Raw genomic sequence first — 19,992 nt, 5'->3', positions numbered from 1 at the left:
AGATTATGTAAAAATTCATGAGTTTAAAATGTTAAAAATATTTTTAAAAAAATTACTCATTTATATTTTTTCTCTAATTTTAATTATCGGTTGTGATAATACAGAAAAAGTTCAAGCATCGAAAAATGAAAACTTAACTGAAACCGATATAATAAAATCAGAAAAAGTCGAACTCAGTAAAACTGCAGATAGCTTAACGCAAAAAATTACAACATTAAGAAATCAGAAAAATAATCTTTCTAATGATTCTTTAACTAATAGAACAATTATATATTCGTCAATTAAAAATTCTTTTTTAGATCATATTATAATTGGAACAAATAATTTACATGAAATTTCCAATTTTTTTGAAAAGTTGGGATTTTCCATAAAAAAAGGAAGGTTACATAAATCTGGTTTGCAAAATAATTTTATTGAGTTTGAGGATAATTCTGAGATTGAATTAATTGAAATAAAAAATCCGACTGATAATTTCACCAAAGAATATGAAAAGTTAATTTCAAAAAATTCTTATGGTTTGCAATTCGCATTAAGAGTAGATGATATTGAAAATCTTAAAAATAATTTTACTTCAGTAAATTCAAATTTTACTGAATTACAAAAGGGAAAAGACTTTTCAACACTTTCTTCAAAAAATATAAATACTGATTTGCCAATATTTTTCATTGAATTTAATGAATTGAATAATTCAAAAATGAAACATGAAAATAAAACAAAAGGAATTTCTGCAATTTGGTTTGCAACAAAAAATATTAAGAAAACTGCTCACGATCTTGTAGATATTGGTTTTGAACCAATTGGAAATTATTCAATTCCAACTTTCAACGGAAAAATTGTAGAATTTAAAAATGCAAATTTCAAAATAATTTTGATTGAATCAGTTAAAAATGAGATTACTGGAATTACAATTTCGGTAGAAAATAAATCTCCAATTAAAAAAATTCTTAATAACAGTTTTGACAAAACATTTTCAAATAAGATTATTGAAAAAGGAAAAAGTATATTTCTTCCAAAAGAAATAACAAATTCAATTTGGGTAGAATTTAGTGAAGGAAAACAAAGACTTTAAAATATTTTATATGTGCATTCGTAGCTAATGAATTTTAATAATTTTTTGTTGCATTTTTTAATTCTTTCACCAATTCAATAGTATTTGAAAAATTGTTATCATCATTTGCTAAAGATTTTACAATTGCGCTACCAACAATTACTCCATCACAAAATGGTGAAAATTTCTTAATATCTTCTGCAGAAGAAATTCCGAAACCAATTTGCATTTTATTCTTTTTAACAATTGCGTAAGTTCTTTCTAAATTTTTCAAAACATAATTATCAAATTTTTCACGAACTCCGGTTGTTCCAACAACGCTCACACAATATACAAATCCACTGCTTTTTTCATCAATTGCAGAAATTCTTTTTTCACTAGAAGTTGGAGTGGTTAACAAAATTTTATCAATTGCATTAAAATCATTTTTGTAAAAATCATCATATTCTTCAAGCGGAATATCGGGAATAATAATTCCATCAACTTTTGCATTTAAACAATTTTTCACAAATTCTTTCTTTCCAAAAGCTAATACCGGATTGCTGGAACTCATTATCACAATTGGAATATCCGACTTTTTTCTTAATTCGGTAATCAACTCAAATGTAGTTAACAAGTTTACATTATTTTTTAAGGCAACTGTATAAGATGATTGAATAACCGGACCATCAGCAAGCGAATCACCAAAAGGTAAACCTATTTCCAGAATATCTGCTCCAGCTTTTTCAATATTTAAAACTAACTCAACAAACTTTTCAATAGTTGGAAATCCGGCAGTTAAAAATATTGTTAATGCCTTTTCATTTTTTTCATTCACGGAAATAATTTTTTCTCTAATTCTACTCATAAAATTTTATCACCTAATTTTTCAATAATTGTGTTTAAATCTTTATCACCTCTTCCACTCACATTAACTATAATTATTTCATTCTTGTTTGTGGTTGGCATCAAATATTCCAAATGTGCAAATGCGTGAGAAGTTTCTAGTGCTGGAAGAATCCCTTCCATTTCTGATATTTTTAATGTTGCGTTTAATGCTTCTTCATCAGTGATTGAAAAATATTGTACACGATTTTCATCTTTTAAAAAACTATGTTCCGGACCAACACCGGGATAATCCAATCCCGCAGATATTGAGTGTACCGGGGATATTTGTCCAAACTCATTCTGCAACAAATAGGTTTTCATTCCATGAAATATTCCTTCTGTTCCTAATGTTAAAGTGGCACAATGTAAATTCGAGTTTATTCCAAAACCGGCAGCTTCAATTCCAATTAATTTTGTATCTAAATTTTCAATAAATTCATAAAATATGCCCATCGCATTTGAACCGCCACCTACACAGGCTAAAACAAAATCTGGTAATTTGTTTTCCCTCTCTAAAATTTGTTGTTTTGTTTCTTTTCCAATAATTGATTGAAAATCCCTTACCAGCATTGGATAAGGATGAGGACCAACAACAGAGCCAATTATATAATGTGTATTTTCAACATTTGCAATCCAATCACGAATAGCTTCGTTTGTTGCATCTTTTAAAGTCTTGCTTCCAGATGTTACTGGAATAACTTTTGCTCCCAACATTTTCATTCTAAATACATTTAATTTTTGTCGCTCAATATCTTCTTCACCCATGTAAACAAAACATTCCAATCCAAATTTTGCACAGACTGTTGCGGTTGCTACTCCATGTTGACCCGCACCGGTTTCTGCAATTATTCTTTTTTTTCCTAAATGTTTTGCAATAAGTATTTGTCCTAAGGCATTATTTAATTTGTGTGCGCCAGTATGACACAAATCTTCACGTTTTAAATAAATTTTACCTTTACCGAAATGATTTGTTAATCTTTCTGCAAAAGTTAAAGGTGTTGGTCTGCCATTATAATTTTTTTGTAAATCATTTAATTCATCAATAAATGATTCTTCAGATTTCAATTTATTATAAGTTTGCTCAAGTTCATCTAACGCAAATATCAAAGTTTCCGGAACATATTTTCCACCAAACTCGCCATATTTGCCGTCTTTATTGGGGTAAATGTAATTCATAATTTTATATATTTTGTGAATTTTTTAGTTTATTATATTTATCAAAAAAACTTATCATCTTATTTTTATCTTTTTTCCCGGGATATTTTTCTAAGTATGAAGAAACATCAATTGCATAAGGAGAAATTGTTGTAAATATTTCTTCAAGATTTTCTTCTTTAATTCCACCAGCTAAAATTATTTTACTTTTTATTTTACTTGGGATAAAACACCAATTAAATTTTTCTCCGGTTCCGCCAAATCCCTTTTCGTTATATGTATCAAGTAAAATATTATAATTAGAAAATTCATTCAAAATGTTATACTCAAAATTGTGTGAAACTCCAATTGCTTTTATTATTGGATAATGAATTTTCTGAATATATTCAAAATTTTCATCACCGTGCAGCTGAGCAATATTTAATTTACATTCCCGCATAATTTGATTGACCATACTGATTTCTTCATTTACAAAAACACCAACTTTTAAAATAAATGGCGGCAAGTTTGAAATAATATTTTTAACAATTTCGGTATTTACAAATCTTTTACTTTTGTTGTAGAAAATAAATCCAATTGCATCTGCACCCAAATCACAAGCAAGTTCTGCATCTTCAAAATTTGTAATACCACAAATTTTAATTTTCATAATAACAATTATCTTTAAATTTCTTTAATTCATTTTCAATATTCTGGGATTTCATAAAGTGCTCACCGACTAATACTGCTTTGGCTTTTGTCGATTTCACAAAATCAATACTTTCTTTTGTTGATATTCCACTTTCGGAAACTATTAAATTTTTTTGTGGAATTAATTCAGAAATATATTTTGTTGTTTCTAAATCAACTTTAAATGTTTTCAAATCTCTGTTATTTATTCCAATAATTTTATTATGAGAAAAATCTATTTTTTCTATTTCTTCTTCGGAATGTAATTCCAATAAAACTTCTAAATTGATTTCATAAGCTGCGCTTGTCAATTCGTTGATCTGATTCTTTGTCAAAGCTTCTGAAATGAGTAAAATCGCATCCGCTCCATTTGCTTTGGCTTCATAAATTTGATATTCATCAATAATAAAATCTTTTCGTAAAAGTGGAACATTTTTATATTTTGCAATATCATTTAGAAAAGAAATATTTCCTTTGAAAAAATTTATATCTGTTAAAATTGAAATTCCATCTACTTCACAATTCATATATGCTTCAGCAATTTTAAGATGATCAAAATCTTTTCTAATAATTCCTTTAGATGGACTTGCTTTTTTAACTTCTGCAATTATTGAAATTCTTTCATTTTTATTTAATGATGCAAATAAACTCAAATTTTTATTTTCGAAAAATTCATAATCTTTAAATCTGCTTAAAGTAAAGTTTTGTTTTAATAATTTTACTTCGTCCTTTTTTACAGAAATTATTTCATCTAAAATTGTCATTTATATTTATCACCAAATTCTTTTAGTTCAATTAATTTTTTTAATGTTGCTCCGGATTTTATTGATTCTTCCGCAATTGATTTACATTCCATTAAATTATCAGAAATTCCGGAGGTCTTTAAAGCCAATGCAGCATTGGCAATTACAACTTCATATGCCGGACCAATATTTTTATTAGAAAATATATTAAATATTATTTCTGCATTTTCCTTTGCATTTCCACCTTGAATGTGTTCTAATTCAATTTTGGGGAAATTAAAATTCTTATTAGTTAAAGAATAGAAATACATAGAATGATCTTGATTTACTTCAAATACTTTTGTTGTATCTGTTAAAGTAATTTCATCAAAAGAATTTTTTGTGCAGAGAAAAGCAACTTTTTCCATTTCTAATAGCTTAATAGCTTCGCACATAAGTTGTGCAGTTTTATCACTAAATGTTCCAATCATTTGTCGCTTAACTTTTGCTGGATTTGTCAATGGTCCAAGAATGTTAAATATTGATCTGAATTCTAATTCTTTTCTAATAGGGGCAACATGCTTCATTGCCGGATGATAGAGCGGCGCAAACAAAAATGCAATTCCTATTTCATTTAATGCTTTCTCAGATAATTCCGGACTAAGTTGAACATCAACGCCAAGTTCATGCAAAACATCTGAGCTTCCGCTTTTGCTCGAGATCGATCGATTTCCATGTTTCGCAACACTAACTCCGGCTCCCGCAACAACAAAAGAAACTGCTGTAGAAATATTAAAAGTTCCAGATCCATCTCCGCCAGTTCCGCAAACATCAATAACTTTTTTATTTTCACATTTTATTGGAATTACTTTTTCGCGCATTGCTTTTACAAACCCAGCAACTTCTTCAGCGGTTTCGCCCTTTATTTTTAATGCTGTAAGCAATGAAGCAATTTTAGAGTTGTTTTCACTTCCACTCATTATTGAATACATTACATTATAAGCTTCATCAAATGATAAACTTTCTCCGGCAATTACTTTTTCCAATTGTTCTTTCATAATTCCAACCAATTTTTAATTAAATTTTCTCCTTCGGGAGTTAATATTGATTCAGGATGAAATTGAATTCCTTCGATTGGGTATTGCTTATGACGCACACCCATAATTATTTCATCATCAGTTTCTGAAGTAATTTCCAAATCTTTAGATAAAGTAAATTTATCAATTACAAGCGAGTGATATCTTCCCGCATCAAAATTTTGCGGAATATTCTTATAAATTGTTTTTCCATCGTGAATAACTTTTGATGTTTTTCCGTGCATTAACTTTGGCGCATTTGTAATTTTAGATCCGAAACAATAACCAATTCCTTGATGACCCAAGCAAACACCCAATACTGGTATGGTTTTTCCCAACTCACGAATTATATCTAATGAAACATTTGAATCTTCTGGTCTGCCCGGTCCTGGAGAGATAATAATTTTATCCGGATTTAGATTTTTAATTTCATCAATATTTATTTCATCATTTCTTTTTACAACAATATCGCTTGTAAATTTTCCGACAAGCTGTACAAGATTATATGTAAATGAATCGTAATTATCTATTACTAATATTTTCATCAATTTCCTCTGCGAATTTTAACGCACTTACTAAAACTGCCGATTTGTTCTGAATTTCTTTTAATTCCAATTCGGGTTTACTGTCCGCAACAATTCCCGCTCCGGCTTGCCAATAAATTGTATTTTTATTTGCAAAAAAAGTCCTGATTGCAATACACATATCTAAATTTCCATTAAAATCTATATAACCAACAGAACCGGCATATGGTCCGCGTCTTACATTTTCATATTCATTTATTAATTGAATTGCTCTAATTTTTGGCGCTCCGGAAACTGTTCCCGCCGGAAAACTTGCTTTTAATGCATCAATACAATTTTTATCATTTTGCAATTTTCCTTCAACGCGAGAAACAATATGCATTACATGAGAAAATCTGTGAACCTTTTTCATTTCACTAACAAAAACTGAATTATGTTCGCAAACTCTTCCAAGATCATTTCTGGCTAAATCAACAAGCATTGTATGTTCGGCAATTTCTTTCTCGTCATTCAACAAATTTTCTTCAAGCAGTAAATCTTCTTCTTTTGTTTTTCCCCTTCTTCTGGTTCCGGCAATCGGCAATATTGTTGCGTTTCCATCTTTTACTTTTAATAAATCTTCAGGTGAAGTTCCAATAATAGTTAAGTCTTCATTTATTTCCATAAAATACATATACGGTGAAGGATTGATAATTCGTAAAGCCCTATAAACATTGATTAAATCGCCTTCATACTTTTGATTAAATCTTTCTGAAATTACAAGTTGGAATACATCGCCATCATAAATATTGTTTTTGATTTTTTCAATTTTTGATGAAAATTCTTCCAGATTAATTTTTCCTTCAAACTCAGAAATTGTGTTAAATTTATTTTGATAAGAAATTGGCTCTACAATTTTTTTCTTTATTTCTGAAATTCGTGAAATTGCTTCTTCGTATGCAAAATATGAATTTTGTATTTCTTCAACAAAAACATTTGCAATTAAAATTATTCTGTGTTTGTAATGATCGAAAGCAATTATTGTATCAAATAATCCTAAAATTGAATTTGGAAATTCTTGAGATAAATTTTGATTAAAGTGAATTGTCGATTCAATTTTTGAAATAATTTCAAATCCCAAATATCCAATAATTCCGCCGGTAAAATCTGGCAAGTTTTCAATTTGCGGATGATTATATTTTTCAACTAAATTGTGTAAATAATCTAAAAGTTCAATTTCTAATTTTTCCGCCTTACCATTTTTTGTAATGGTTATATGATTATTTTCCGATTGAATAATTTCTTTGGGAGAACTTCCGATAAATGAATAACGAGCTAATCTTCCAATTCCTTCAACCGATTCCAGTAAAAATGAGAAATTATTTTTTTCTCTAATTTTTAAATAAGCTAAAACCGGCGTAAGCAAATCTGCTGTTATAATTTCATAAACCGGAATAACATTATATTTTTTTGAAAGTTCTTCAAATTCTGCAAATTTCATTTAATGTCCATTTCATTTTCACTATTTTCAATTTTTTATTCTTAATCTATTTTTAGAGTATGTTTAAGAGTAAGATAAAGATTAAGAAAAAGATAAAATCATGATATAACAAAAAAACCCTTCTCAGTGATTTACCAAGAAGGGTTTTAAATTTCCTAATATATTTCACTGGTTACATAGTATTAGATATACTCCACCACCAAGCCCAGTTATTTGATTTATTGTATGTTAAATTCATTTTATTCATTATGGATTGTAAGATAAATTATTTTTATGGAAAATGTCAATAGGAAAATGTTTTTAATGAATTTCTTTTCTAATCCGAATTATAATTATACAATATTTTAATTATTACTTCATTCTTAAATTTTATCTTACTCTTATTCATAATCATAATCTTACTCTGCTTCTCTGTGTTAGTATTTTAAAAGCTTAAAAAGAAAATTTTAGAGTAACAATTGAGAATGTTTTATGAAGATTATGATTAAGACAAGAATTAATAGGCACAAAAAAAGCGGTTAAGTTTCCTTAACCGCTTATAAGAATTCGAATTATATTTTATCCAAGATAGACTTTAAGTTTTTTGCTTCTTGATGCATGACGCAATTTTCTTAAAGCTTGTTCTTTGATTTGTCTAACTCTTTCACGAGTTAGATTTAATATTTCACCAATTTCTTCCAAAGTTGCGGTGTATTCTGTATTAAATCCAAAATACAATTTAATAACTGTTGCTTCTTTTTCAGATAAAGTAGAAAGTACTCTTTCAATTTCGTTTCTTAAAGATTCGCTCATTAAACGATGATCCGGTTGCGGCTGATCTTCGTTTGGCATAATATCCAGAAGACTACTTTTACTATCTTCACTTTGTGAAAAAGGCGCATCAACAGAAACTTGTCTGCCCGAATGACGAAGTGTATATGCAACGTCATCAACATTCATTTCTAATTCTTGAGCAATTTCTTCAACGCTTGGTTTTCTTTCAAGCTCTTGTTCAAGCATGCTTGCAGCTTTAGAAATTTTGGACAATTCCCCAACTCTGTTTAGAGGTAAACGAACCATTCTTGATTGATCTGCAATTGCTTGCATAATTGATTGACGAATCCACCACACGGCGTAGGATATAAATTTAAATCCTCTCGTTTCATCAAATTTCTTTGCAGCTTTAATCAAACCAAGATTGCCTTCGTTAATTAAATCGCTTAGTGGTAATCCTTGATGTTGATATTGTTTAGCAACACTTACCACAAACCTTAAATTAGCTTTTGTAAGCTTATCTAAAGCAGCTTTATTTCCATCTCTAATTTTAATGGCAAGTTCTATTTCCTCTTCTGGAGTAATAAGATCAACTTTGCCAATTTCTTGGAAATATTTGTCCAACGATTGACTTTCTCTGTTGGTTATTTGTTTAGTGATTTTCAATTAAGGTACTCCGTTAATTTATAGATATTCTCAAATTAAGACACTGTCACTTATTTGCGAAAAAAATCTAAGGTATATAAGGTTTTTAGACTTTAAAGTCAATACTTTTTTATTACCTATAATTTTTTATGCATTTTGATGAAAAAGAAATTAAAATTTGGGGGGAAATTTTATTATTTATTCTTTTTTCGATTTTATCAACAACTTCATTTTCTTAATTTATCCCCCTATTATCGAAAAAAAAATAAAAAAGTTAAGTATATTTATAGCAAGAAGTTATTTTTACAAATTTTCCTTCTCTTTTTTGGGTACATAATAAGTTGATTTTTTTAATAAAGTCAATGACTAAAAAAATACTTTTATCTACCTTTTACAATCTATTTTTAACTTTTTAACAATAATATTAGAATTATTATGCAAATAATAGGAAAACCAAAGATCAAATTGCGATCTGAAGCACATGATTATATAAATCTTTTTACATCCTTAGGCGAGAGAGCCGAAAACTTTATGCCTAACGAAACATTAAATCTTCTCAAAACTTTTGTAAGAATTTGTTTCGAAGAACCAATCGATCCAGCAAAACAGATTGCGGAAATAGATAAATATTTTCTTGAATTAAAAGAATCAATTCCCGGTTATTCAGATGTCTCGTTAATGATTTTTCCTCATGAAGATTCAAAAGCATTTCAATATAGAGAGAAGAAGCAAAATTTTGAGAATAAATTAAAATATTTTATTGATACTGAAGCTGTTGATTCTAAAACAAAAGAACAAACAACAAATATTTTAAATTCGCACGATTTTTCAATTGGAACTCCACCAGTTACAGAAGCTCATTTGGACTTAATGTATAAAATGGTTTTAGGTGATGACGTTACCGAACTTAGAAAATTTAGAGATGTAATTGGAATTGTTGGCGATATTGAAGAAGCACAATGGAATTATTTTATGGATGTGCTTGAACAAATGATAATTCAAAGTTCACACTATACAACAAATGCCGAAAAACAAGATTTCCTAAGCAGAACTTTTCTAACTGTAAATTTTAAAGGCTTGGACGGATTCATCAAAACTGTTGTCGGCGGAAGTTCTGACACAGTTGTTGAATTGCTTTCCGAAGAAATTTTCAATAAAAATGATGTAAAAGTTATAGAATTTAAAAATGCTGATGATTTATATAAACAAATTGAATCAGATAGAACAAGCATTTTTATTGTAAAAATTGAAAATATGAGAAAAAATATTTTCAATAATATTAAATGGTTTCCTTATTTAACAAGAATTGTTTTGGTGGATGATTCGCCGGAATCTAAAAGTACAAACACATCTTTGGTTTTTGCATTTCACAATAAAATTATAAATACGTTAAACAAAGTTCATACAAAAAAATTGGGAGCTTTGGCGAATAGCCAGTTAAATCTCCGCTTAATTTTAGATAAAGTAAATGATGAAAATTTAGAAAAATTCAGAATTTGCGCTGAACAGAAAATTGCAGATTATGATAAAGAATTGCTTTTATTTAAATTAGAGCAATTGGGTGAAACTGAAAATCTTCTAAAAAATTTAAACTTATATAAATTCAATAATTTTGTTAAACAAATTATTAAGGATAAATATTCATTAACAAAATTAAAAGATTTTATCATTCTTGTTCAAAATTGTAAAAATCCGAAATCGCTCCAGAAAATTAATAAATCTTTAATTGCTGAGTTTGAATCAAGAACCAAAGCCTATTTCTATTCAAATATTGAACAAGTAAATATTGCAACAATAATTGAAGGCGGCGGTCGCGGACAAATTAGAACTTACGGAAGTTATTTACTTCAAAGAAAGTTAAAATCAATTGATCCGAAAATTATTCAAAAGTGCAAAACAATTATAGATATTACTCCGGATAACTATCAGCGAACTTTAAAAAATCATTTTCACAAAAATTTTGGATTGAATTTATTTTTAGAAAAGTATAAAGAATATATTACAAAAGTTCAAAATGAATCTGACAACACCGGAAGATTTTACAATTTATTAATTGATTTAGGAATTAAGGAAGCTTACGATAGCAAATCGGAATCGGAAAAAGAAATTATCAAAGAATTTATTAGCAACTTAAGCAATTTGGAAATTACTTCCGTTGCAGATGATGTTCAAATGATAATTAGAGATATTTTATCAGATCGAGTATTAATGCCCTATATTTTATTCAATCAAGAAGCTTCGTGGGAATATAAAGATTTATTTCCCGAAGATAGATTTGATATAAATCCCTTTGATTTGGAAATTGGTTTGGATGAATCTGGCAGAATTGATTTTGATAGACTTCACCAAAGATTAAATAGGATGAAAAATAACTTCCAACTTTTTGATGATACCGGAAGTTTATGGGATAGATTTTGCGAAAATTTAACTATTATAATTAATGATCCTTCAAACCCAAGCGGATATACGGATTTTAATAATGTTTCATTAATTAAGTTTTTGAAATTCTTAAACAACAGCAAAATTACATTATTGTTAGATGAAGCTTACAGTGATTCGGTGAAAATTGAAGATCCGAAAGAACCGAAGTGGAGAACAATTTCCAGATATATTATGAATAATATTTCCGCAATGGGAAATATTAGTGCAGTTTCGTCTTTATCAACCACAAAAAATTTAGGCGCAACCGGAAGTAGATTAGGTTCATTAATTGCAACGCCCGTAAGAAAAGATGTTATTGATTTTGCAAAAGAGCAAAATGGAATTGAAAAAGGAAATACAAATTCACTTTATATTCTTGTAAATACTTTGGAAACTGCTCAGCTTGCGAAAAAGATAAAAGATAGAATGGAACGAGAACTTCCGAAAGAAGCATCTAGATATAAAATTAAAGCAAGAATTGAAAAATATATTATTGATGAAATTGAAAGTTTTAACGATAAAAAAGAAACGGCAAATCAAAGTAAAACTGCGAAAAGATTTTCGCCGTTTGAAGGAAGTCCGCTACACCTATTTTTATTGGATGAACTCACATCGCTTGATAAATTAGATGTTTTAGATTTGCCGGATGACTTTAAATACAAAGGCGAACCGTTTTTCAGTTATTATCAAAAACATCTTGTTTCGGAAATAAATAAATTCAGAGTTAATAAAAATTTTGGCGCGGAATCTCTAAAAAGATTAAAACTTTCTAAGGAAGTAGCTAATTCAATACTTAACGAAACTGAAAATCAATTTGCAGAAATTCTTCCTTCCGATGGTTCTTATTTATTTAATTTAAAATTGAAAGAAAACTTTTTCTATCAAGATTTGGAAAAGTTTACAAAACGTTTGGCACAAGAAAGAGGAATTGCAGTAATTCCATATCAAACCGGATTCTTAAGATTTTCAATTGGTGATTATGTTCACGGCTCTGATAAAAGTTATGATGTATTTAAAAAAGAATTTGAAAATGCTTTAAGAATTGTATTAAAATATTTAGGAATATTTAAAAGTGAAAAAGCCAAATCAGAAAATTCAGAAAAAAGAACCGATGATATTTTAGATGAAATTTTCTCAACATCAACCGATAAAGATTTCATTAAAAATGTTCTCAATGATTTTGAAATAATTAAAAATATCAAAAAGCAAAAGAAGAACAGTTTAACGATCAGCAATATAATGACTCTATATCATGCATTTCCAAAAGATTGCGGCGTTACAATTAATTCATTGAACAAATCACAAAATTCCGTAATTGAATTTTATGATAACATTGGTGAGTGCAGAGATTTAAGTAGTTTTATAAAGAGTAAAGCATTCTCAAAAATTTATGAAAATCTTTTACCTCAGATTTATAAGTCAATTCCCCAAATAAAAAATTTAGATTTCAACACTGTGATAAATAAATTCGGAAAGCCAGCAATTCAAAAGTATATTGATAACAAAATGGATTACAAACCAAATTATCATGTACTTGATGATCCCGAAGAAATTATCATTATGAAAGAAATTCTTATTGAATTGGAAAGAATTTTATTCTCCGATTCAAAAGTAAAAATTATGGCTTTAAATGCTTCGGATGATTTTTCTGCCGATGTAGCAAAGCTTGAAGGAACAAATATTGTTTTACGAAAATTTATTCGTGAACTTCTTTTACATTTTAATTTACCTTTTGAACAAGAAGCAATAGAACCCAATTTTGAACAATTAATGAAAACTTCCATCGAAAAGTTTGAGGAAGTTGTTGGATTTTCTGTTAATGAATTTAATTTAAAACAATACGCAAATATATTTTTAGATAAAGTTTTAAAAAATCTAGATGTAAATTTATTTAATGGAAAATTGGAAGGGATAATTCACAAAACACTTTTGGATAAAGTACTTTCCGAAAATAATTCAATCACCGAAAAACTTTTATATTTTTATTTACTTAAAAAGGATGAAAACTTTTTTATTAAATTAAATTCCAAGGTAAAATTATTAACTTCAAAACTTTCCGAAAAAGGAAAAGGCGAAGTAAAATTATTTACAGAAGAATTTATATTTGAAATTATTACTTCTGAGATAATTTCTATAATTGATGAAATTTACAGATACAAAAATGAAAAAGTTACACAAGATAAACTTCACCAAGTCGCAAGAGACATTATTTTATTTTTTGTAAAAATTATAAACAAAACTCGCTCAACCGAGTATTATGATAAATATACTCATACATTAATTAAGTTTGTAGAAACCCAATACAGACAACAAAATTCCAGCATTAACGAAATGATTCAGCATGGAATTACACTTCATAAAAATTATGATTTCGGTAATAAGACTTTAAATTCATTTGATGATGGTTCGTTAAAATGGATTGAAGAAGTTATGAAGAAATGCGGAGTAATTGCATCAGAGCAGCCGGTTCAAACTCATACACGCATTGTAACCGATGCCAAAAAACGCGAATATGCAATGCACAAAGTCGATCGCGATAATGAAAATACCGAAGAAAGAAAATATGAAGATTTAAATGAATACATAAAAAAATTAGACACAAAACCTTCTGCTGTTTTCTTTAAAAATCGTATATCTAAATTTGTTGAAAATATGGATGCAGATGATTACAGATGCAAAATTATTAAACATGGTTTTGTAAAAGTTCTATATGTAATTCAAAAATCATATATAAAATATTTGACTGATAATCATCGTTTAATAACTGCTGATGAAGTTAGTTTAAGTGATTTAAAAGATTTTATTCCCGATGTAATTTTATTTTATGGCGCTCCCGAAAAGGTAATTTCATATCCGCAGATTGGTTATTTCAATATTAAGGGACCAAATGGAAATATTAAAACTTTAGTAACGCCGCTAAAAATGAAAACCGATTATTTCGGAAATATTAAAAAACCTTGGCTTACAATGATGAATGAAAAAGTTAAGGAAATGGGCGGAATGCCGGTTCATGGTTCATTATTTGCTGTTGAAGAAGAAGACGGAAGTTTGTTTGTAATTCAAGTTGATGGCGATAGCGGAGTTGGAAAATCAGAAATGCTTGCGGCAATGATGTTAAAATGGCTGAAAAAAGATTTGCCCGGAATTCGCTCAATTAAATTAATTGCCGGTGATATGTTTTACGTATTTCCGGATGTTGACGGAAATCTTTATGGAATTGGAACTGAAGAAGGAGATTTTTCACGTGTAACAGATTTTGATCCCGATTTTATTAAATATTACAATTCTCTTTTTGAAAGTGCTGCAGATAGTAACGTTGAAGATTTAAATTCGAGAAGTACAATTAGCGGACTATGTGATATTAAAATGCCGTACAAAATTGATATCATGTTAACCGCAAGTAATTTCGGTCGACAAGAAGCTGGTATTACGGTTTATAAAAATCCCGAAAACTTTTTATTGTACAGACATTCACACGGCGAAAGAAAAGAGAAAGCAACAAGTTCGGATAATCCTAATTTCCAACGTACTTTGCTACGATACACAAATGATAAAAATGTGGTTGAAGTAATGGATAAACATGGAAATTATCTTGATGATGTTCTTGATTGGGAATTTGATGAATTTACAGGAAAATATTATTTATGTTCATCATACAAATTGATTGAAAAAATTGATATTGAAGAAGCTGTAAATAAAATTTTCAATAAAAAAATATTCAAACATTCTGATAGTTTTAAATATAAAATTGATTCTGTAAAATTTGATATAATCAAAAACAGATTTATTGCAAATTGTATTGATATAAAATCTGAAGAATCTAATTCAAAAGAAATTCTTATAGATCGAGCAATATTTAGTAGCTTCTTCAATTCTCTTGCAAGCACACCAGCTGGTCAACCTTTCATTGCCGAAGAAGGTCAATACGAAATGAAGAAACATTTAGTTAATATTTTGAAAGGCGGCGAAAAAGAAAAAGGTGCTGGAAGACATATTCGTTTCGGAATATTATCAACCGATCTTGGAAGAAAAGGAAAAGAAATTACCGGACCGCAAGCAGCTGCACAAGATATGGTTAAAATGATTCAAGAAGTTAGAATTTCTAAACCGGAAATTAATAAAAATAAAAATTACGTTAGAAATATTGTTAAAGAAAAATACTCTCATATATTCTCTGATGAAAAACAAAATGCTGAGGTTAATAGATATAACTTTTTCCTTTACCAACTTGAGCAAATGCGTAAAGCTCAATTTGTTAGAATTGATAATGAAAAAGTACCCGTTGATTTAACTTCGCTAAAGGGATTTTGTCCGGTTGAAAAACATAAAGAGTTTTCTCCACTTTTGGTAACACCAAATATTAATGTTGAACTTAACGGTTATACCGAAACCTATGAACAGCTTATGGATTTACCTAACAATCAAAATTTTGCTAATGAATTTTATAAAGATTGCGATAAACTTTATATTGCCGAAGGATATAATAAATCAACAATTGAAAATAATATGATTCTTCAATTATTGTTCATAAATGGTTATATAAATTTAGAAGATATTACGCGCGGTAGAATTACAGAAAAAGTTAATCGCGAAACTTTAGCCGCAGCAAAATTTGCAGTTGTTAGAAAGTTGAATGAAATAAAGAAATAGAATTTTATAAAGGTCTAATCTTATGAAAGATTAGATCTTTATTTCTTTGAATATGTTTAAAACCTCTGAATTTCTGTTTAATCTTAACAAATTATTTTTCCTTCAAAAAATTAAATTTCTCTTGTATCAATTCCCAAGCATTTAAGATATGTTTCTCTTCAGTTTTAATTCCGCCGATTGTTATTCTTATTGTAAATTTTCCGTTTAATTTTGTGTGACTTAAAAATAATTTTCCCGAATTATTAATTTCATCCATGAAAATTTTATTAAATTCATTTAGTTCATCTTCACTTAATTTTTTATTTGGAATAGCTCTAAAACATATTGTGCTTAATGGAGTTGGCGCCATTCTTTCAAAATTTGGATGTCGGTCAATAAAATCAGCAAATAATTCACCTAATCTTAAATGTTCACGCAAAATATTTTGTAATCCTTCAACACCAAAGTAACGAATTAAAAACCACAACTTAAGTGAACGAAATTTTCTTCCAAGCTGAATTCCATAATCCATATAATTTATAACTTTTGATTCTTCGTCAGTCTTCAAATATTCCGGAACAATTGAAAAAGCTTTTTTAATTATTTCCGGTTTTGAAGTAAACAAAACGCTTAAATCAATTGGAACAAAAAGCCATTTATGTGGATTTACAACCATCGAATCTGCATCTTCAACTCCGCTTAATATTGATCTAACTTCGGGAATTATAGCGGCGGATCCCGCGTGTGCTGCATCAACATGCAGCCACAAATTATATTTTTTTACAATTCGAGAAATTAAATCAACCGGATCAATACTTGTTGTTGAAGTTGTTCCAACTGTAGCAACAACGCAAAACGGGAATAAACCATTTTCTAAATCTTTATTAATTTCATCATCAAGTTCTGAAGTTAACATTCTAAATTGATCATCTGTTTTTATTTTTACAACTGCAGAAAGTGGTAATCCTAAAGTGATTACCCCTTTTTCAATTGATGAATGTGCATGCTCGGAACAATAAAGTCTAAGTTTATTTATATCATAATTTTTATAAATTGATTTTGCTTGTTCGCGTGCGGCGGCAATTGCATGCATTGAACTTACAGAAGCTAAATCATAAATAATTCCAAAAAACTTTTTAGGAAGTTGAAGCATTTGTCGAAACCAATCTAAAACTATTTCTTCCAATTCAGTAGAAGCTGGCGAAGTTTTCCAAATCATTCCATTGATATTAAATGCTGAACTTAAAAAATCGCCTAATATTGCCGGGGCAGAAGCTGTTGAGTTAAAATACGCCATAAAATTCGGATGATTCCAATGAGTCATCCCGGGCATAATAATTTCGTTTACGTCATTTAAAATACTTTTCATATTCTCCCCTTTTTGTGGAGGAGTTTGGGATAATTTTTCTTTAATATCGCCGGGTTTAACTTGAGCCAAAACTGGTTTTTCTTCAACATTTTCAAAATAGTCCGCAATAAAATCAATAAGTTCGTGTCCATATTTTCTAAAATCTTCAATCGGCATATCTTTAGTTTTTGAAATCATAAAAAACTCGTATATTTTTCTTAAATAAAATATTTGATTTACAAATTATGAATAAACGAGAAAGTTATGAAATTAAAATTATATCAAGTTGATGCTTTTACAAGCGAAGTTTTCAAAGGAAATCCGGCTGCGGTTGTTCCATTAGAAAATTGGTTGGATGATTCTGTTATGCAAAATATTGCTGCAGAAAATAATTTAGCGGAAACTGCATTTTTTGTAAATGAGGAAAGTGGTTTTAGAATTAGATGGTTTACTCCAACAAGTGAAGTTGATTTATGTGGGCATGCCACACTTGCTTCGTCTTTTGTTCTATTCAACATTTTAGGTTACGATAAAAATAAAATTGAATTTAATTCCAGAAGTGGAAAATTAATTGTTACAAAGGAAGATGATTTAATAAGTTTAAATTTTCCTTCCAGAGATCCACAATTAATTGAAATAGATAAAATACTCGTTGATGCGTTGGGAAAAACTCCCAATGAAGTTTATTTTGATAAATCAACAGTTTGCATTTTTAATGACGAAGAAACTGTTAGAAATTTAACTCCCAAAATCAAAGATTTTTTAAATATTAAAACTCATGGAGTAATCATTACAGCAAAAGGAAATATTGTAGATTTTGTTTCAAGATTTTTTGCACCCGATGTTGGAATAGATGAAGATCCGGTTACCGGTTATGCGCATACTTTATTAATTCCTTTGTGGGCAAGAAAGTTAGGTAAAAATAAAATTAATGCACTACAAGTTTCAAAAAGAGGTGGAGAATTATTTTGTGAATATATGAATGAAAGAGTAAAAATTTCCGGTAGAGCTGTACTTTATTTAGAAGGTGAAATTACAATTTAAAACCGCCAAGAAAAGTTTGTATAAATATTAGAATAACTAGTTTTGCCTTCGTATGTTCCTTCAAAACTAAGCGAAAGAGTTAAACTTTTATTTAATCGTAAGGATAAATCTGCAGAAAAAATATCTTGAATTAATTTACTCTCAGTATTAATAAATTTATAGTTTATATTTCTATAACTCAAAGTTCCGTACAATGCTCCATCAACTAAATCTTTTGATAATCTCAATCCAATTATATCTCCATTTAAATACATTGTGTTTAGTCCGAGATAATTAATATTAGTGGAAAGATTTAAATATGGAATTCTAGAATGAGTAACAGAAATACCATAATTGTTTGATGGCTTCGCATCGTCTTCGCTAAATCTGTAACCCGAATTTAAACTGACAAAAATATTATTGAGTGGTCTAATGTTTAATCTCAATCTAAAACCTTGTCTAAGTGCTGATTCTATTAGCTGATCGGCATAATTTTTAAATGTCTCATAATAAATTACATTTTTTCGTGCATCGTAACTTGCAGTTGCGGAAAGCCATCTAACTGGAGAAAATCTTGCAGACACATAAAAACTTGTTAATCTAAAATCATTGCTTGCTTTATTGTTTTCATATTTAAATAAATCAACTTCAGTAGAAAAAAATAAACCGAGATTATTAATTATATTATTTGAATGCTGCAAATAGAATAATCTTCTATCAGTACTATTATTATTCATTAGCTGAAAAGCAGAAATTGTGTTTTGCATTTCACCATTTCCCAAAGAATCTTTTCTGCTAATAAATCCGCCTAATTGTAAAAGATTTACGTTATATCCATAATCACTAAAATTTGGTCTTGAACCAATTACTCCGCCTATTGAAAAAGACTTATAATTAGTCTCGATTTGCAATCCATCAATTGCACCAACATTTGCAATATTTGTATTTATTTTTCTTCCTAATGTAAACTTAGTTTTTTTCAATTCGTAAGAAACTGCAAGATCATAAATTTTCACCGCATCATTCAAATGATTTGTTGTATAGCTCCATTCATCGGCTCTATATCTGAATGTAATATAATTCGAAAATGAAAATCCGGAATTATTAATATCATTTGCATTTAGATTAAATGAATATCTCCACTTTTGATAATCTTCACCATTTGAGTTATTAGATAAATTGGAATAACTCGATAAATTAAATCTGCCGTAAAAATTATCTTTTTCAGATTTATACTTACTTGAGTTTTTAACTTCGATTGGCTTTACTTCTTCTGAATCAACGTTAACTAAATTATTTTTTTCATCATTTTTAGTTATCAAAAGTTTTTCATTTTCAATTTTATTATATGCAAAAATTTCAATCCCTTTTTGAAGTTTTCCCTTTATTTCTTTTGCCGCACATGATCTTGATGATTTTGAATGCACGATTAGTTTTGGAATAAATCCGGTATTGATTTTTGTAAATAATGTATCACCAATATTTATTCCGTCGGTATTTATAAAACTTACATAAGTAAATTGAGAAGATACATATTCAACTTTTCCGGAAATTATTAATTTATCTTTTTGCTGTGCAGATAAAAAAGTAAACGACAACAGTATTAATATTTTTATATTTCTAATCATATAA

The 19,992-nt window shown here is 28.5% G+C and carries 13 protein-coding genes; 3 read left to right on the top strand and 10 right to left on the bottom strand.

Translation table 11 applies throughout. The features are described 5' to 3' along the window. The first annotated feature begins 28 nt into the window (after positions 1–28). Positions 29–1,069, top strand: a complete 1,041-nt coding sequence (locus IPM32_05855) for a VOC family protein (GenBank protein MBK8944784.1) — start codon at positions 29–31, stop codon at positions 1,067–1,069. 34 nt (positions 1,070–1,103) lie between these two features. Here IPM32_05855 and IPM32_05850 read toward each other — a convergent pair whose 3' ends face one another. From IPM32_05850 to IPM32_05815, 8 genes are all read right to left on the bottom strand, one after another. Continuing rightward, positions 1,104–1,895: a tryptophan synthase subunit alpha gene (locus IPM32_05850; protein MBK8944783.1), complete on the bottom strand. Its 792-nt coding sequence runs from the start codon at positions 1,893–1,895 to the stop codon at positions 1,104–1,106. Further along, positions 1,892–3,091 (bottom strand): tryptophan synthase subunit beta, encoded by a 1,200-nt coding sequence (gene trpB, locus IPM32_05845; protein ID MBK8944782.1) that lies wholly within the window; start codon positions 3,089–3,091, stop codon positions 1,892–1,894. The genes IPM32_05850 and trpB overlap by 4 nt, the downstream gene beginning before the upstream one ends. A gap of 4 nt (positions 3,092–3,095) precedes the next feature. Further along, positions 3,096–3,719: a phosphoribosylanthranilate isomerase gene (locus IPM32_05840; GenBank protein MBK8944781.1), complete on the bottom strand. Its 624-nt coding sequence runs from the start codon at positions 3,717–3,719 to the stop codon at positions 3,096–3,098. Next, positions 3,709–4,503 carry an indole-3-glycerol phosphate synthase TrpC gene (gene trpC / locus IPM32_05835; protein ID MBK8944780.1) on the bottom strand — a complete coding sequence of 265 codons (795 nt, stop codon included), beginning with the start codon at positions 4,501–4,503 and terminating at the stop codon, positions 3,709–3,711. Before trpC ends, IPM32_05840 begins: the two co-directional genes overlap by 11 nt. Then, a complete protein-coding gene (trpD, locus tag IPM32_05830) occupies positions 4,500–5,519 on the bottom strand; it encodes an anthranilate phosphoribosyltransferase (GenBank protein ID MBK8944779.1) in 1,020 nt (339 codons plus the stop codon). Before trpD ends, trpC begins: the two co-directional genes overlap by 4 nt. Further along, the gene (locus tag IPM32_05825) at positions 5,516–6,082 is read right to left on the bottom strand and encodes an aminodeoxychorismate/anthranilate synthase component II (protein MBK8944778.1); all 567 of its coding nucleotides are present in this window, start codon (positions 6,080–6,082) and stop codon (positions 5,516–5,518) included. Before IPM32_05825 ends, trpD begins: the two co-directional genes overlap by 4 nt. Beyond that, positions 6,060–7,541, bottom strand: coding sequence for an anthranilate synthase component I (gene trpE / locus IPM32_05820; GenBank protein ID MBK8944777.1), 1,482 nt, complete (start codon positions 7,539–7,541; stop codon positions 6,060–6,062). The genes IPM32_05825 and trpE overlap by 23 nt, the downstream gene beginning before the upstream one ends. A 558-nt stretch (positions 7,542–8,099) precedes the next feature. Beyond that, positions 8,100–8,960 carry an RNA polymerase sigma factor RpoD/SigA gene (locus IPM32_05815; GenBank protein ID MBK8944776.1) on the bottom strand — a complete coding sequence of 287 codons (861 nt, stop codon included), beginning with the start codon at positions 8,958–8,960 and terminating at the stop codon, positions 8,100–8,102. 414 nt (positions 8,961–9,374) lie between these two features. Between IPM32_05815 and IPM32_05810 the strand changes: the two genes are divergently transcribed. Continuing rightward, positions 9,375–16,010, top strand: a complete 6,636-nt coding sequence (locus tag IPM32_05810) for an aminotransferase class I/II-fold pyridoxal phosphate-dependent enzyme (protein MBK8944775.1) — start codon at positions 9,375–9,377, stop codon at positions 16,008–16,010. 91 nt (positions 16,011–16,101) lie between these two features. Here IPM32_05810 and IPM32_05805 read toward each other — a convergent pair whose 3' ends face one another. Next, positions 16,102–17,535: an amino acid decarboxylase gene (locus IPM32_05805; protein MBK8944774.1), complete on the bottom strand. Its 1,434-nt coding sequence runs from the start codon at positions 17,533–17,535 to the stop codon at positions 16,102–16,104. Positions 17,536–17,601: 66 nt separating this feature from the next. Between IPM32_05805 and IPM32_05800 the strand changes: the two genes are divergently transcribed. Beyond that, positions 17,602–18,381 carry a PhzF family phenazine biosynthesis protein gene (locus IPM32_05800; GenBank protein MBK8944773.1) on the top strand — a complete coding sequence of 260 codons (780 nt, stop codon included), beginning with the start codon at positions 17,602–17,604 and terminating at the stop codon, positions 18,379–18,381. Here the strand turns inward: IPM32_05800 and IPM32_05795 are convergent. Next, positions 18,378–19,988 carry a hypothetical protein gene (locus tag IPM32_05795; GenBank protein MBK8944772.1) on the bottom strand — a complete coding sequence of 537 codons (1,611 nt, stop codon included), beginning with the start codon at positions 19,986–19,988 and terminating at the stop codon, positions 18,378–18,380. The genes IPM32_05800 and IPM32_05795 overlap by 4 nt on opposite strands. Positions 19,989–19,992 lie beyond the last annotated feature (4 nt).

Source organism: Ignavibacteriota bacterium, assembly GCA_016716225.1.
GTDB lineage: Bacteria > Bacteroidota > Ignavibacteria > Ignavibacteriales > Melioribacteraceae.
Note: the sequence above shows the minus strand (reverse complement) of the source record. Positions and strands in the feature narration are given on the sequence as shown.

Excerpts from the sequence above, each read along its gene's own strand:
- IPM32_05795 (MBK8944772.1), bottom strand. The coding sequence starts at position 19,988 with ATGATTAGAAATATAAAAATATTAATACTGTTGTCGTTTACTTTTTTA.
- IPM32_05805 (MBK8944774.1), bottom strand. The coding sequence starts at position 17,535 with ATGATTTCAAAAACTAAAGATATGCCGATTGAAGATTTTAGAAAATAT.
- trpC (MBK8944780.1), bottom strand. The coding sequence starts at position 4,503 with ATGACAATTTTAGATGAAATAATTTCTGTAAAAAAGGACGAAGTAAAA.
- IPM32_05840 (MBK8944781.1), bottom strand. The coding sequence starts at position 3,719 with ATGAAAATTAAAATTTGTGGTATTACAAATTTTGAAGATGCAGAACTT.
- trpB (MBK8944782.1), bottom strand. The coding sequence starts at position 3,091 with ATGAATTACATTTACCCCAATAAAGACGGCAAATATGGCGAGTTTGGT.
- trpE (MBK8944777.1), bottom strand. The coding sequence starts at position 7,541 with ATGAAATTTGCAGAATTTGAAGAACTTTCAAAAAAATATAATGTTATT.
- IPM32_05855 (MBK8944784.1), top strand. The coding sequence starts at position 29 with ATGTTAAAAATATTTTTAAAAAAATTACTCATTTATATTTTTTCTCTA.
- IPM32_05825 (MBK8944778.1), bottom strand. The coding sequence starts at position 6,082 with ATGAAAATATTAGTAATAGATAATTACGATTCATTTACATATAATCTT.
- IPM32_05810 (MBK8944775.1), top strand. The coding sequence starts at position 9,375 with ATGCAAATAATAGGAAAACCAAAGATCAAATTGCGATCTGAAGCACAT.
- trpD (MBK8944779.1), bottom strand. The coding sequence starts at position 5,519 with ATGAAAGAACAATTGGAAAAAGTAATTGCCGGAGAAAGTTTATCATTT.
- IPM32_05850 (MBK8944783.1), bottom strand. The coding sequence starts at position 1,895 with ATGAGTAGAATTAGAGAAAAAATTATTTCCGTGAATGAAAAAAATGAA.
- IPM32_05800 (MBK8944773.1), top strand. The coding sequence starts at position 17,602 with ATGAAATTAAAATTATATCAAGTTGATGCTTTTACAAGCGAAGTTTTC.